The sequence below is a fragment of the Actinomycetota bacterium genome (assembly GCA_005774595.1).
Taxonomy (GTDB): domain Bacteria; phylum Actinomycetota; class Coriobacteriia; order Anaerosomatales; family D1FN1-002; genus D1FN1-002.
This window is the reverse complement of sequence record VAUM01000012.1, coordinates 1-14403: the sequence shown is the minus strand read 5'-3', so window position 1 is coordinate 14403 and position 14403 is coordinate 1. Positions and strand designations below refer to the sequence as shown.

The 14403-nt window shown below is 70.1% G+C and carries 15 protein-coding genes and 1 riboswitch; all 15 genes read left to right on the top strand.

Annotated features, from left to right (window positions below; all coding sequences use genetic code 11):
* Positions 1-725: NAD(P)-dependent glycerol-3-phosphate dehydrogenase (locus tag FDZ70_01255; protein TLM80324.1), on the top strand; the 725-nt coding region annotated here is incomplete at its 5' end.
* Between the two features lie 118 nt (positions 726-843).
* A complete protein-coding gene (locus tag FDZ70_01250; GenBank protein TLM80323.1) occupies positions 844-2184 on the top strand; it encodes an ATP-binding protein in 1341 nt (446 codons plus the stop codon).
* Positions 2185-2339: 155 nt separating this feature from the next.
* On the top strand, positions 2340-3014 hold the full coding sequence (locus tag FDZ70_01245) for a ribulose-phosphate 3-epimerase (GenBank protein ID TLM80322.1): 675 nt from the start codon (positions 2340-2342) through the stop codon (positions 3012-3014).
* An 86-nt stretch (positions 3015-3100) separates the two neighbouring features.
* Positions 3101-4411 carry a DNA (cytosine-5-)-methyltransferase gene (gene dcm / locus FDZ70_01240; GenBank protein ID TLM80321.1) on the top strand — a complete coding sequence of 437 codons (1311 nt, stop codon included), beginning with the start codon at positions 3101-3103 and terminating at the stop codon, positions 4409-4411.
* A complete protein-coding gene (locus FDZ70_01235; GenBank protein ID TLM80320.1) occupies positions 4344-4889 on the top strand; it encodes a very short patch repair endonuclease in 546 nt (181 codons plus the stop codon). The genes dcm and FDZ70_01235 overlap by 68 nt, the downstream gene beginning before the upstream one ends.
* A 20-nt stretch (positions 4890-4909) precedes the next feature.
* Positions 4910-5530: a hypothetical protein gene (locus tag FDZ70_01230; GenBank protein TLM80319.1), complete on the top strand. Its 621-nt coding sequence runs from the start codon at positions 4910-4912 to the stop codon at positions 5528-5530.
* A gap of 25 nt (positions 5531-5555) precedes the next feature.
* A riboswitch (FMN riboswitch) is annotated at positions 5556-5674 on the top strand.
* Between the two features lie 14 nt (positions 5675-5688).
* Complete coding sequence (gene ribD, locus FDZ70_01225; GenBank protein ID TLM80318.1) at positions 5689-6837, top strand: bifunctional diaminohydroxyphosphoribosylaminopyrimidine deaminase/5-amino-6-(5-phosphoribosylamino)uracil reductase RibD; 1149 nt, start codon at positions 5689-5691, stop codon at positions 6835-6837.
* Between the two features lie 13 nt (positions 6838-6850).
* Complete coding sequence (locus tag FDZ70_01220) at positions 6851-7531, top strand: riboflavin synthase (GenBank protein TLM80317.1); 681 nt, start codon at positions 6851-6853, stop codon at positions 7529-7531.
* 62 nt (positions 7532-7593) lie between these two features.
* On the top strand, positions 7594-8823 hold the full coding sequence (locus tag FDZ70_01215) for a bifunctional 3,4-dihydroxy-2-butanone-4-phosphate synthase/GTP cyclohydrolase II (GenBank protein TLM80326.1): 1230 nt from the start codon (positions 7594-7596) through the stop codon (positions 8821-8823).
* A gap of 1 nt (position 8824) precedes the next feature.
* Positions 8825-9295, top strand: coding sequence for a 6,7-dimethyl-8-ribityllumazine synthase (locus FDZ70_01210; GenBank protein ID TLM80316.1), 471 nt, complete (start codon positions 8825-8827; stop codon positions 9293-9295).
* Positions 9296-10101: 806 nt separating this feature from the next.
* A complete protein-coding gene (locus tag FDZ70_01205; protein TLM80315.1) occupies positions 10102-11013 on the top strand; it encodes an Rrf2 family transcriptional regulator in 912 nt (303 codons plus the stop codon).
* Between the two features lie 5 nt (positions 11014-11018).
* Positions 11019-12221, top strand: coding sequence for a cysteine desulfurase (locus FDZ70_01200; GenBank protein ID TLM80325.1), 1203 nt, complete (start codon positions 11019-11021; stop codon positions 12219-12221).
* A 10-nt stretch (positions 12222-12231) separates the two neighbouring features.
* Positions 12232-12696 carry an iron-sulfur cluster assembly scaffold protein gene (locus tag FDZ70_01195; protein ID TLM80314.1) on the top strand — a complete coding sequence of 155 codons (465 nt, stop codon included), beginning with the start codon at positions 12232-12234 and terminating at the stop codon, positions 12694-12696.
* A 7-nt stretch (positions 12697-12703) separates the two neighbouring features.
* Positions 12704-13768, top strand: coding sequence for a tRNA 2-thiouridine(34) synthase MnmA (gene mnmA, locus FDZ70_01190; GenBank protein TLM80313.1), 1065 nt, complete (start codon positions 12704-12706; stop codon positions 13766-13768).
* Positions 13714-14403, top strand: a 690-nt coding sequence (locus FDZ70_01185; protein ID TLM80312.1) for a histidinol-phosphatase HisJ family protein, incomplete at its 3' end; no start/stop codon positions are given. The genes mnmA and FDZ70_01185, both read left to right, overlap by 55 nt.

Below are 14403 nucleotides of genomic sequence, written 5' to 3'. Positions count from 1 at the left end.
CCCCCGTGCTCGTGCTCTCGAAGGGGGTCGAGCGCGGCACCGACATGCTGATGACCGAGGTCCTCGAGGACGTCCTCGGCGGACGCGAGCGCATCGCGGCGCTCTCCGGCCCCAACCACGCCGAGGAGGTCTCCCGCGGCGTGCCGTCGGCCACCGTGGTCGCCGCGTTCGACCCGGCCGTCGCCACCCGCTTCCAGGACTGGTTCATGACGCCGTTCTTCCGCGTCTACACCAACGAGGACGTCACCGGCGTGGAGGTGGCCGGGGCATCGAAGAACGTCATCGCGGTCGCCGCCGGCATGTGCGACGGCCTGGGCTACGGCGACAACTCGAAGGCGGCGCTCATGACTCGCGGGCTCGCCGAGATGTCGCGCCTCGGGCGCGCGCTCGGAGCGAACCCGCTCACGTACATGGGCCTGGCGGGTATGGGCGACCTCGTGGTCACGTGCACGTCGCGCCACTCGCGCAACCGCGGCATCGGTGAGTGGGTCGCCAAGGGCGGCACGGTGGAGTCCTACACCGCCGAGACCAAGATGGTCGCCGAGGGCGCCACGAGTTGCATCACGGTGGGGGAGCTGGCCGCCCGGCACGGCGTCGACATGCCGATCACCGCCGAGGTGCGCGCAGTGCTGCACGAGGGCAAGCCGGCTGCCGAGACGGTGGGCGCGCTCATGGGCCGCGCCGCCAAGGACGAGTTGCACGGCATGGGACTCGTCGACGACTGAGGGCGTCGCCGCGCGTTTGACGTGCGCGTTTGGTGATCCTGTCCGTTGGGGCCTCACACGCTTTCCTTGCCTGTAGGGAAAGAAGGGCGTAGTCTTAGCCCTGCGGAGAGGGAAAGACTTGACGGAGATGATCCCTGTGGACGAGGTTCTGGAGAGGCTCTTGCGCGACCAGCGCGACCGGGCGCTCCCCGCCGCCACGCACCGTGACATCCGGGTCCCCGAACTGCCGAACATGGCCACGACGTTCGTCGGGATGCGGCGCGTCGGCAAGAGCGTCCTGATGGCACAGGAGATGGCTCGTCTCGTGGCCGACGGTGTGCCTCGCACATCGATTCTGGCGATCAACTTGGAGGACGACCGCCTCGGCGCACCGGACGTCGCCATGCTCAGCGGCGCACTCGAGTGGCTGTTCCGGACCGGCCCGAGGCGGTACGAACAGACGGCGCACGTCTTCCTGGACGAAGTCCAGGCGGTGCCAGGGTGGGAGCGGTTCGTCCGTCGCGTGCTCGATACCGAGAACGTGCGGGTACGGCTCACGGGTTCGTCAGCCAAGCTACTGAGCACCGAAGTCGCCACGGAGTTCCGCGGTCGCAGCATCGCTGTCGAGGTGCCGCCGTTCAACTTCCGGGAGTACCTCAGGCACCGGGACTTGGAGCCTGACGACCCTGCCGACGTGAGTGCGGCGGAGCGATCGAGGTTGGAGGCGGGGTTTGCCGCATTCCTTCGTGAAGGGGGATTCCCGGCAATACAGGGCGCACACGAGGTCGATCGCGTCCGGACCCTGCAGGACTACGTGGAGCTGGTGGTGTACCGCGACGTCGTCGAGCGCTGGAATGCCACCAACCGTGTGGCGCTGGAGTGGCTCGTTGGACACATGTTGAGCAACTTCGCACGGGAGTTCAGCCTGAACCGCATCTTCAAGGACTTGAAGCAGAAGGGCCTCGCGGTGAGCAAGGACACCCTATACGCCTACCTCGGCCACCTGGTCGACGCTCGCTTGCTGCACACCGTTGGCATCCGCAGCACGTCATACCGCACGCGGCAGGTGAACCCGAGGAAGATCTATGCGGTCGATCAGGGGCTCGCCGCGGCGACGGCGCATCCGTCCGCCGAGGACACCGGCCACCTCCTGGAGAACGCCGTGTACCTCGACCTGCGTCGGCGGTACTGCAGGCTGCATGACGAGGCCGTGACCTACTACTCCGATGCGTACGGGAACGCGGACTTCGTGGTCGACGGCTCGCTGGATGAGCCGATGGTGGTGCAAGCATGCGCTTCGCTGAGCGACGCAGGCACGCGCGACCGCGAGATCGCGGGCGCGATGGCGGCGATGCGCGGGACCGGCGTGAACCGATCGACGATCGTGACGCTGACCGAGAGCGGGGAGTACGAAACCCCCGCCGGCGCCGTGAGCGTGGTTCCCGGGTGGCGGTGGCTGTTGCGCGAGGACGAGGGGTAGCCATGCCCGACGACCGAGTAGGGAGGTCGCCGAGTTGGTGAGGGGCCTCGAGGCGGCGTAGGTCAGCCGCCCGCTCGCCCCCGCTGCGCTATCCTGAGCCCGCAGAACCGCACGCCCGCACACGCACCCGCGCCCCAGGGAGGAGCCGCACCGCCGTGCCCGACCGCATCCTGATGACCCCGTCCATCCTGTCGGCCGACTTCACGCGCCTGGCCGAGGCGGTCGAGACGGTGGAGGCCGCCGGCGCCGACATGATCCACGTCGACGTCATGGACGGCCACTTCGTCCCGAACCTCACCATCGGCCCGCCGGTGGTCAAGGCCTTGAAGCGCGTGGCGAGCACCCCGCTCGACGTCCACATCATGATCGACAACCCCGACGACACCGTGGACTGGTATCTCGATGCCGGCGCCGACTCGGTGACCGTGCACGTCGAGACCGCGCGCGACCTGGCCCGCGTGCTCGCGCGCATCCGCGAGAAGGGCGCGAAGGCCGCCGTCACGCTGAACCCGGCGACTCCGGTCGAGTCCATCGCTGACGCGCTGCCGCTCGTGGACATGGTGCTGGTGATGAGCGTGGTGCCGGGCTTCGGCGGGCAGTCGTTCATCCCCGAGTCGGTAGAGAAGGTGCGCCGCGTCGTGGCGATGTGCGCCGAGGCGGGCGTGTCGCCGCTCGTGCAGGTCGACGGCGGCATCACGGTCGAGACGGCGCCGCTGGTGGCCGCCGTGGGCGCGCAGGCGCTCGTGGCCGGGAACGCGGTGTTCGCCGAGGCGGACCCGGGCGCCGCGATGAACGCGATCCGGGCGGCTGCGGAGGCGGGGCGGAGCTGATCTGTCCAGTCGAGCCCGCGTGTCGTACCCTGCGTGTCAGAGTGTTGCGCCAGGATTCCGCATGCACCCGTTGACATGGAGTGTCGATGCCTAGCCGCACGCCCGAGAATCCCGAGCGCCTGCTTCGAGCCATTGAGCTCTTTGCCGGTGTTGGCGGCTTCCGGCTTGGACTCGAACCGTCGGGCTGGGAGATCGTCTGGGCGAACCAGTGGGAGCCGCCGGGGACGCCGAGCAAGCAGTTTGCATTCGACTGCTATGTCCGGCGCTTCGACCCCGAGAACGTTCATCCCGAGAGGCACACGAACCGCGACATCGCGGCGGTCCTCGACGACGTCGTGGCGGGACGATTCCGCATCCCGAAGCACGACCTGCTGGTCGGCGGGTTTCCGTGTCAGGACTACTCGGTCGCCAAGCCACTGAGCCAGGCCGAGGGCATCCGCGGGAAGAAGGGCGTCCTGTGGTGGGAGATCCACAGGTTGCTTGAGATGAAGAGACCCCGCTTCGTCCTTCTGGAGAACGTGGACCGACTGCTCAAGTCTCCTGTGGGCCAGCGTGGGCGTGACTTCGCAATCATCCTCGCGTGCTTCGCGCGTCTCGGGTATGCAGTCGAGTGGCGCGTGGTCAACGCTGCCGACTACGGCTACCCGCAGCGCCGCCGCCGCGTCTTTGTCTACGCCGAGCGTCTTTCGCGCACGCGGAAGTCCTCATGGGATCCAACGGAACGGCTCGTCGTGGGAGGGGTGCTCGCGCGGGCGCTCCCGGTTGCGGAGAGGAGGCAGTTCGAGAAGGACCAGGCGTCCGTCGTCTGCGACTACCTCGAACTGCCCGAAGACGTCTACGAGGTGAGCAGCACCATCGGCGTTGAACGTCGTACGAGCCCGTTCCGTGGAGCCGGGGTCATGTTGGACGGTCAGGTGTGGACTCGGGAACTGCAGCCCGCGCACCACGGCAAGCGAATCGTGCTCGGCGACGTCATCCGCAAGAGCCGTCGAGTGGATGACTCCTTCCTCGTGGAAGAGGCCGCGATTCCGCGCTGGGCGTACTTGAAGGGATCGAAACGGGAGCCGCGCGTCGACAAGGCCACGGGGTTCGAGTACCTGTACTCCGAAGGCGGGATGGCGTTCCCCGACCCGCTCGACCGGCCTGCTCGAACGGTGCTCACCGGCGAGGGTGGGACTTCCGCTTCGCGGTTCAAGCACATCGTCCAGCCGATTGCGGGCGGCCCGTTCCGACGCCTGACTCCGGAGGAGTTGGAGGAGTTGAACGGGTTTCCGCGGGGCTGGACTGATACCGGGATGAGCGACGTGAAGAGAGCGTTCTGCATGGGGAATGCTCTGGTGGTGGGCATCGTCGAGCGCATCGGCAGAGAGGTGGCTGTCGAGGCCTCGCGCGACTGAGTGGAGGTGCGTCCGCTTCTTGTCTCCCAGTAGGCTCGGACCCCCTCCGCCTGCGAGTGCACCGGCCGTGTCGCGCTCCATGCGCGGCAACGTTGCGAAGAACACGACGCCGGAAGTCCGGCTGCGCGCCATGCTTCGTGAGGCAGGATTCCCCGGCTACCGATTGCACTGGCGGAAAGCGCCGGGTCGGCCCGACATCGCGTACCCGGGTCGGAAGGTCGCCATCTTCGTCAACGGGTGCTTCTGGCACAGATGCCCGCACTGCAAGCCAGCTATGCCGCAGACGAACCGCGAGTTCTGGGAGCGGAAGTTCGAGTTGAATGCGGAGCGGGATGCGCGAAAGGTCAGTCAACTGCAAGATTCGGGTTGGACGGTGTTGTTAGTGTGGGAGTGCGAGATCGAGAGCGAATCTGCGTTGGCGCGTGTCGTCGACTCGCTCGGACGGACGTCGGCGCACTCAGCGCGGGCGCGAGTGTAGCTACTGAGGGGGTATCAGCGATGGAGTTCATCACGCACTCGCACAGGCACGGAATGACGCTCTTCGAGAATGAGGAGCCGTTCCGCAGTCTGTGGCAGGAGATCGCGGCGGCAGTCGGTGGGATCTCCGACGACGAACTCGCGGACCGATTCGAGGCCCAGATCCACGAGTCGAAGAGCATTTCGGCGGTACTGAACGCGATGCTCAAAGAGCGCTTCGGCGCGGCCGGATGGGCTGCCGAGAGTCCGATATTCGCGGATGAGGGGTACATGGCGGGTGATGGGGGACGATACCGACTCGACTTCGCGAAGGACGTCGTGTCCGTCGAGGTCGCGTTCAACCACGGCGAGGCGGCTGCGTGGAACCTGCTGAAGCCGGTCATGGCCTCCGAACTCAATCATGTGCGGAAAGCGATCCAGACCGAGGCGGGCGTCATCATCACAGCGACTGATGCGATGAAAGCCGCAGGAGGATTCGACAGCGCGGTCGGGTCGTTTGAGAAATACGTGCAGTACCTTCGACCATTGAACGATGTGTTGAGCGTACCTCTCGTGGTCATCGGCCTGCTGCCACCGAGTTCGTTCGAGATCGTTCACATCAGCGATGGTCGTAGGAAGCTGGGTAGGGTCAGGCGGCCCTAGAGCCCCCCCGTGCTACACTTCCCCTTGCTTTCTTCAGGGCGGGGTGAGATTCCCCACCGGCGGTGATAGCCCGCGAACCCCGAAAGGGGCCGACCCGGTGTGATCCCGGGGCCGACGGTATAGTCCGGATGGGAGAAGGAAGGAGCGCGAGTTCTCGCGTGCGTATGTTCTCGGACGCATCCTGTGACGTGGTCGACCCCTGGCTTCGGCGTGCCTACACGCTGGCCGAGCGTGGGCGCGGCGCCACGTCGCCCAACCCGGTCGTCGGCTGCGTGCTCGTGCGTGACGAGGGCGCCGTGGGCGAGGGCTGGCACGCGCGCTGCGGGGGCCCGCACGCCGAGGTGGCCGCGTTGGCGGCCGCAGGCGAGCGCGCACGGGGCGCGACCGCGTACGTGACCCTCGAGCCCTGCAACCACACCGGCGCCACGCCGCCGTGCACCGAGGCGCTGATCGCTGCGGGTGTCGCCACGGTCGTCGTCGGCATGCCCGACCCGAACCCCGACGTCACCGGCGGGGGAGCCGCGCGGCTGCGCGAGGCCGGTATCGAGGTGCGGTTCGCCTCGGACCCGAAGCCGTTCGAGCGGCAGAACGAGGCGTGGATCCGCCACGTGACATGCGGCATGCCGTGGGTGCGCGTGAAGACCGCGCTCACGCTCGACGGCCACGCGTCGCTCGCGCCCGGCGTCCGCGCGCGGCTCACCGGTCCTGAGGCGCAGCGGCTCACCATGCGCCTGCGAGCCGCGGCCGACGCCGTGCTCGTCTCGGCCGCCACCGTCGACGCCGACGACCCGCTGCTCACAGTGCGTGACGCCGACGGCGCGTCTGCCGCGCGTCAGCCGCTGCGCGTCGCGCTCTCGCGCACGATCCCGCCCGCGCCGGGCGCGCGCATGTTCGCGCAGGAGGGCGCGTCGCTCGTGCTCATGGGCGACACCGCGCACGCCGACGCGCTCGCGCCCCTGCGCGACGCCGGCATCCACGTGGAGACCTACGTGGCGGACGGCGGCATCACCGCGGCGCTCGGCGTGCTCGGAGCGCGCGGTGTCACGAGCGTGCTCGTCGAGGCCGGTCCCGGCCTGCTCACCGCTCTCGTGGGCGAGGGCCTCGCGGACGAGGTCGTCATCTACCACGCCGGCGGGTTCGCCGGCGATGTCGCCCCGGCGGTGTTCCTTGGACCCGCTAGCGTCAGGTGCGGCGAGTTCGCCTCGGCGTTCGTGGCGGTGGAAGCCGGCGTCGTGGGGCGCGACGCCGTGACCGTATGGAGACCCGCCGCAGCAGGCGCGCAGTCCGCGCCGCACGCGGCAGGCTGAGAAGGAGGAGCGCATGTTCACCGGGATCATCGAGTGCGTCGGCGTGGCGGTCCGCTCGCAGGGCGCGGCCGGTGGACGTAGATTGCAGGTCTACGCGCCGGACTTCGGGCGCGACATGGCGATGGGCGACTCCATCGCCGTCGACGGCTGCTGCCTGACCGTGTCCAAGTTCACGCGCGGCGGCTTCGAGGCCGACGTGTCCGAGGAGACGCTCAAGCGCACGACTCTCGGCCAGTTGCGCGAGAACCAGAAGATCAACCTCGAGCGCGCGCTGCGCATGTCCGACCGGCTCGGCGGCCACATCGTGAGCGGGCACGTCGACGGCATCGCCGAGCTCGCGATGCGCCAGCCGGCCGGCAACTCGACGCTCTACACCTTTCGCGCTGCGCCTGAGCTGCTCGAAGACGTCGTGCTCAAGGGCTCGATCGCGGTCGACGGCATCTCGCTGACGGTCGCGGCCCTGCGCGACGACGCGTTCCAGGTCGCGGTGGTCCCGCACACGGAATCCGTCACCACACTGGCCGAAAAGCCCATCGGCGCGAAGGTGAACCTCGAGACCGACGTGCTGGGCAAGTACGTCCGCCGCTACGTCGCGCTCTTCGCCGGCGTGGACGATGGCACCGCCGAGGACTCTTCGCCCGCACGCCGCTCCCTCGGCGACATGCTGCGCGAGTTCACGGAGGGCGGCCGGTGACGCCTGAGACCGGCGTCGCCATCAGCGTCGAGGAGGCCGTCGCGCGCATCGTGCGCGGTGAGATGGTCATCGTCACCGACGACGAGAGCCGCGAGAACGAGGGCGACTTCGTCATGGCCGCCGAGAAGGTCACGCCCGAGGCCGTCAACTTCATGGCCACGCACGGGCGCGGCCTCATCTGCATGCCGCTCACCGGCGAGCGCCTCGACTACCTGCGCATCCCGCCGATGACGCAGATGAACACCTCGGCGCAGGGCACGGCGTTCCACGTCTCGATCGGCGCGAAGGGCCGCATCACCACCGGCATCTCGGCCGCCGACCGCGCCGAGACCGTGCTGGCCGCCATCGATCCGGCCACAGCACCTGAGGACATCGCGATGCCCGGCCACGTCTTCCCGCTGCGCGCGCGCCCGGGCGGCGTGCTCGAGCGCGCGGGGCACACGGAGGCGTCGGTCGACCTCGCGCGCCTCGCCGGCCTCAAGCCCGCGGGCGTCATCTGCGAGATCATGAACGCCGACGGCACGATGGCGCGCCGTCCGCAGCTCGAGGAGATCGCCGCCGGGCACGGCCTCGGCATCGTCACGGTGGCCGACCTGATCCGCTACCGCCGCCGCACCGAAGCGCTCGTCGAGCGCGTGTCGACCGTGCGCCTGCCCACCGCGTTCGGCGAGTTCACCGCGCACGGCTACCGCTCCTCGCTCGACGAGGCCGTGCACGTGGCGCTGGTCGCGGGCGATGTTGCCGGCGGCGACCCGGTGCTCGTGCGCGTGCACTCGGAGTGCCTGACCGGCGACGTCTTCCACTCGCTGCGCTGCGACTGCGGCGCCCAGCTCGACGAGGCGATGCGCCGCGTGCAGGCCGAAGGCCGCGGCGTGGTGCTGTACATGGTCGGGCACGAGGGGCGCGGCATCGGCCTGGCCAACAAGCTGCTCGCCTACGAGTTGCAGGAGCGCGGCCACGACACCGTCGAGGCCAACGAGGCCCTCGGCTTCCCGGCCGACCTGCGCGACTACGGCATCGGCGCGCAGATCCTGGCGGACCTCGGCGTGTGCCGGATGCGGCTGATGACGAACAACCCCCGCAAGATCGCGGGGCTGGAGGGCTACGGGCTCGAGATCACCGAGCAGGTGCCGCTCGAGGTGCCGCCGTGCCCGGAGAACTACGCGTACCTGCGCACGAAGCGCGAGAAGATGGAGCACCGGCTCGAGGGGCTCGACGGCGCCGAGGCGCCCGCGCCCGCGTCCGCGACGGAACCGACGGGCGACACCCCGCCCGCGACGGAAGGGGAGTGACATGGCTGTCTACGAGGGCGACCTGATCGGTGAGGGCCTGAAGGTCGGCGTGGTCGTGAGCCGCTTCAACGACCTGCTCACCAACAAGCTGCTCGACGGCGCGAAGGACGCGCTCGCGCGTCACGGCGTGGCCGAGGCCGACGTCGACGTGGCGCTCGTGCCCGGCGCGTTCGAGATCCCGCTGGCCGCCAAGCGCATGGCCGCCTCGAAGCGCTACGACGCGGTGGTCGCGCTCGGCGTGATCATCCGCGGCGGGACCCCGCACTTCGAGTACGTCTCGGCTGAGGCCGCCAAGGGCGTGGCCGCCGCCTCGATGGACACCGGCGTGCCGGTGGTCTTCGGCGTCATCACGGCCGACTCGATCGAGCAGGCCGTTGAGCGCGCAGGCACGAAGTCCGGCAACAAGGGCTGGGACGCGGCGCTGGCGGCCATCGAGATGGCGAAGCTGTTCCGGGCGATGCCGGAGGCGTAGGGCGCCCTCCGGACGCAAGGAAGCCCCGCGAAAGCTTGCCAGCGGCCGCGGGGCTCCCCTTAGGATCCAGTGGGTTCTCACCACCCTGTGGCTATCAACCATGGATGCCTTGACGTGTCCGACGCTCGCCGATCCATCACGAGCGGGAGCGCGACTATAGCAATCGCGCGTGTGCGCAACAAGCAACCATATGTTCGATTCGGCGGACGGTGTCGAGGGCGCTGCGAGCGCGCAGGACGCGTGTTGCGGTACGATTCTGGGCGACCGGTCGCCGGACTCGTCTTGGTGGGGGCATCACATGAGCGACGAAGAGCGCATCGACCTCGGCTCGTCCGACGACGCGGGCGGCCAGAACTTCTCGGTCCTCGAGGTCTTCGGCCTGAAGCTCGAGGTGAGCAATCCGCGCCTCGCCGAGTTGCTGACGATGGACGCGCGCGACGCGTTGGCCTCCGACGTGAAGGACCTGTCGCTCGCGTCGCCGGTCACGGAGGCGCGCGAAGAGGTCCACGAGGCGATCCCCGACGCGGTCGTCGCCCCCGCGACACCCAAGTCCGAGGAGGACGCCCGTGCCCGCGCCGAGTTCCGTGCCCGGGCCGAGGGCGCGGGAGGGCGGCTCGGCTTCACCGCGCGGCCCGACGGCGTGTGGGTCTCGCCGGCAGGGGTCTCGATCGTCACGCGGACCGTGGACAAGCCGATCTCGCTGGCCGCGGCGGCGCACTTCGTGGACGAGGTGGCCTCTCACCGCGAGTCCATCGCCGGCCCGGACTCGACGGCGCTGTTCGTGGTCGAGTCGCAGCAGACCGTCGATGTCTTCAAGGTGGCCATCCGCCAGCGCAAGCTCTACAACACGATGCGCACCATCTCGATCGACAACCTGGAGGAGGTCGCGTCGCTCGGCGAGAGTGGGGCGCTCGACCACCATGCTGCTCTCGTGCTCCTCGCCCCGCTGGAGAACATCGACGCCGGCGAGGTGCTCTCGGTCATCCGCGCCGCGTCCGCGCACGAGTAGCGGGCCCGCCGGACGTCCGGTTCCCGGCGGCGGGGCCCCTGCGCACCGGGTGGCGTCACATACGACGGCACATACGACGTCGCCGGTGACGTCACCGGCCCGAGAGAAGCCCCGCGACCGCCGCCGCACCGAACCCGCGTTGACACCGCCGACCCCGCGGCGTATCTTCTACATACCCTATCGGCTTGGTAGGGATTGCGGACGAGCGAGACGCGGGAGCGGGTGCACCGGGGCGATGCGGCTGACGGTCAAGAGCGAGTACGCGGTCCTCGCGCTCATCGACCTCGCGCGCAGCGGCGGCGACACGCCCGCGGCCGCGCCGGTGAGCGCTCGCGAGATCGCCGAGCGCCAGTCCATCCCGTCGCGCTTTCTCGAGCAGGTCTTCGCGTCCCTGCGCCGCGCCGGCATCGTGGACGCGGTCCGCGGCGCACGCGGCGGCTTCGTCCTCAGTCGGCCCGCAGCTGCGGTGACCGTGCTCGAGGTCGTCGAGGCCGTCGAGGGCCCGCTGCGCCCCACGGTCTGCGAGTCGTTGCGCGGCGACGCGTGCGTGCGCACCGGCATCTGCGCGGCCGGCGGCGTCTGGGACCGTGCCTCGCGCGCGCTCAAGGACGTGCTCGGCTCGGCCACCCTCGCGGACCTCGCCTCGGAGCAGGCCGCCCTCGACAGCACCGCCGCGCGCGCGGCGTCAGCACCTACGACCGGAGCGTGATCCCCATGGCCCCCGACGACACCACAGCCCCTCGCAGCGTCTACCTGGACTACGCGGCCACCACCCCGACCGACCAGCGCGTCGTCGACGCGATGCTGCCGTACTTCACTGAGCGGTACGGCAACCCCAACTCTCTCTACGCGCTCGGGCGCGACGCGAGCCGCGCGCTCGAGGCCGCACGCGAGAGCATGGCCGCGTCGATCAACACCGACAGCCCCAACGAGCTCATCTTCACCGGCGGCGGGACCGAGTCGGACAACGCCGCGCTGATCGGCCTCACGGCCGCCGCCGACGGCAAGCGCCGGCATATCGTCGTGTCGGCGTTCGAGCACCACGCGGTGCTGCATCCGGCCGAGTGGCTCGCCAAGCACGGGTTCGAGCTCACGGTCGTGAAGCCGCGCGAGGACGGCATCATCCGCCCCGAGGACCTCTCCGCCGTCCTGCGCGACGACACCGCGCTCGTCTCGGTCATGCACGGCAACAACGAGATCGGCACGCTCCAGCCCATCGCCGAGCTCGCCGCCACGGCGCACGCCCGCGGCGCGCTCTTCCACACGGACGCCGCTCAGACGCTCGGCAAGGTCGACTTCGACGTGCGCGCGCTGGGCGTCGACGCCGCCACGTTCAGCGCGCACAAGATCTACGGGCCGAAGGGCATCGGCGCGCTGTACCTCAAGCGCGGCACACGGTTCGCGCCGCAGATGCTCGGCGGCGGCCAGGAGTTCAAGAAGCGCTCCGGCACCCAGAACGTCCCCGGCGCGGCGGGCTTCGCCGAGGCGCTGCGCATCATGGACGAGGAGCGCCCCACGGAAGGCCCGCGCCTCGCGGCCCTGCGCGACCGCATCATCGACGGCGTGTTGGCGCTCGAGAACACCCAGCTCAACGGCGACCGCGAGCGCAGGCTCCCGCACATCGCGAACCTCATCGTGAAGGGTTGCGAGGGCGAGGCGATGCTGCTGAGGCTCGACGCGCTCGGCATCTCGGTGTCCACAGGCTCGGCGTGCAGTTCCGGCTCGCTCGAGCCGAGCCACGTCCTGCTGTCGATCGGCTGCGCACCCGAGATCGCGCACGGCTCGCTGCGCGTGACCGTCGGCCGCTTCACCACCGACGAGGACGTGGACTACTTCCTGGAGTCCCTGCCGCCGATCGCGGCGACCCTGCGGCAGATGTCACCCGTGTACGCGAAGATGTTCGGCAACAGCGCCTAGGAGGCCCAAGGTGTACACCGACCTCGTCATGCAGCACTTCCAGAACCCGCACAACGTCGGCGTGCTCGAGGACGCCGACGGCACGGGCGAGGTGGGCAACCCCGTCTGCGGCGACGTCATGAAGATCACCATCAAGGTCGACGACGACCGCGTCTCGGACATCGCGTTCCAGACGCTCGGGTGCGGCGCCGCCATCGCCACGAGTTCGATCGTCACCGACATGGCCCGAGGGATGACGCTCGAGGAGGCCGTGGCGATCAGCAAGATGGACGTGGCCGAGGCGCTCGGCGGCCTGCCGGCCGCCAAGATGCACTGCTCGGTGCTGGCGACCGACGGCCTGAAGGCTGCCGTCGACGACTACCTCGTCAAGCACGGCCGCGAGCCGATCTCGGGCGGTCTGGCGCACGACGACCCGGACTTCGATCCGCACGCGGTCGAGCCCGAAACGGGCGAGACCTGCGAGGTGGAGGCGTAGGCTCTCCGTGGCCCGCGTCTGGGCGGCGATGAGCGGAGGCGTGGACTCCTCCGTGGCGGCCGCGCTGCTGGTGGAGCAAGGCCACGAGGTCACCGGCGTGACGATGCGCCTGCTGCCCGACGAGAGCGCGTGCTGCGGCCGTGACGCCGCGCGCGCGGCCCGGCAGGTGTGCGACCGCCTCGGGATCGAGCACCTCACGCTCGACTTCCGCGACGCGTTCGAGGCCGGCGTCGTCGACCCGTACTGCGAGGACTACGCGCACGGTCGCACGCCGAACCCGTGCATCGACTGCAACGACCGCGTGAAGTTCGCGGAGCTGCTCCGCCGCGCGGCGCTCCAGGACGTCGACCTGCTCGCCACCGGCCACTACGCCCGCGTCCTCGCCGACGGGAGCGGCGGCGCGTGGGTGGGCCGGGGGGCCGACGTCACCCGCGACCAGTCGTACTTCCTCTACCGCCTGCGCCCCGAGCAGCTGCGCCGCATCACGTTCCCCGTGGGCGGCATGCTGAAGGACGAGGTCCGCGCGTACGCGCACAAGGCCGGGCTGCCCTGCGCCGACGCGCCCGAGAGCCGCGAGGCGTGCTTCGTGCCCGACGGCGACGTCGCCGCGTTCGTGGCGGCGCGCGCCAGTGCGGGCGGCGCGGGCGCGGTCCCCGGGCCGATCGAGGACGCGGCCGGCCGCGTGCTCGGCGCGCACGGCGGCATCGCCGGCTTCACCGTCGGCCAGCGCAAGGGACTCGGCCTCGGAGGCGGTGAGCCGCGCTACGTGGTGCGCATCGAGGCCGAGCGCAACGCGATCGTGGTCGGCGCCGAGGCCGACCTCGACGTCACGGAGGTCGTCGCGTCCGACGCGGTCTGGAACGGCGCGCCGCCGGGCGGCGCGTCCGCACTCACCGCGCGCGTGCGCTACCGCGGCGCCGAGACGCCCTGCACAGCGGCGTACGATGCGGCCGACGGCCGCCTCACCGTCACGTTCGCCGCACCCGTGCGTGCCGTCGCCCCCGGACAGGCTGTCGTATGCTATGCGGGCGAAACGGTGGTCGGCGGAGGGACGGTGGCATCGGCGCGATGATCGATACGCACGTCCACACCGCGCGTTGTCGCCATGCCGAGGGCGACCCGGCGGACTACATCGCCGCGGCCACGGCCGCCGGCGTGAAGGTCCTCGCGTTCGCGGACCACCTGCCGCTGCCCGACGGCTACGACGCCGGCTACGCCATGCCGCGCGAGGAGCTGCCCGCGTACGTCGAGGAGGTCCTCGAGGCGCGCGAGTCGGCCGCCGGCGACCCCGCCGCGCCCGAGGTGCTCCTCGGCGTGGAGGCCGACTGGCTGCCCGGCGAACTCGACCACGTGCGCGACCTGACGACGGCGTTCCCGTTCGACGTGGTGCTCGGCTCGGTGCACTTCGTGGAAGGCTGGGCGTTCGACGACCCCGAGCTGCGCCACGTCTACGACGAGTGGGACCTCTCCGACCTGTGGAACGGCTACTTCGACGAGCTGCGGCGCGCGGCCACCAGCGGGCTGTTCGACGTCATGGCGCATCCCGATCTCGTGAAGAAGTTCTGCGATGCCGCGCCGTTCGACCCCCGCGAGCTGTACGAGGCCGCCGCGCACGCGATGGCGCATGGCGGGGTCGCGGCCGAGCTGTCCACCGCCGGCCTGCGCAAGCCCTGTGCGGAGATCTACCCGCTGTCTCTTATACCCCTC

Bases quoted from the DNA above. Each gene is read 5' to 3' on its own strand.
- dcm (TLM80321.1), top strand. From the start codon at position 3,101: ATGCCTAGCCGCACGCCCGAGAATCCCGAGCGCCTGCTTCGAGCCATT.
- FDZ70_01235 (TLM80320.1), top strand. From the start codon at position 4,344: ATGCTCTGGTGGTGGGCATCGTCGAGCGCATCGGCAGAGAGGTGGCTG.
- FDZ70_01230 (TLM80319.1), top strand. From the start codon at position 4,910: ATGGAGTTCATCACGCACTCGCACAGGCACGGAATGACGCTCTTCGAG.
- FDZ70_01220 (TLM80317.1), top strand. From the start codon at position 6,851: ATGTTCACCGGGATCATCGAGTGCGTCGGCGTGGCGGTCCGCTCGCAG.
- FDZ70_01215 (TLM80326.1), top strand. From the start codon at position 7,594: ATGGTCATCGTCACCGACGACGAGAGCCGCGAGAACGAGGGCGACTTC.
- FDZ70_01210 (TLM80316.1), top strand. From the start codon at position 8,825: ATGGCTGTCTACGAGGGCGACCTGATCGGTGAGGGCCTGAAGGTCGGC.
- FDZ70_01205 (TLM80315.1), top strand. From the start codon at position 10,102: ATGTCTTCAAGGTGGCCATCCGCCAGCGCAAGCTCTACAACACGATGC.
- FDZ70_01200 (TLM80325.1), top strand. From the start codon at position 11,019: ATGGCCCCCGACGACACCACAGCCCCTCGCAGCGTCTACCTGGACTAC.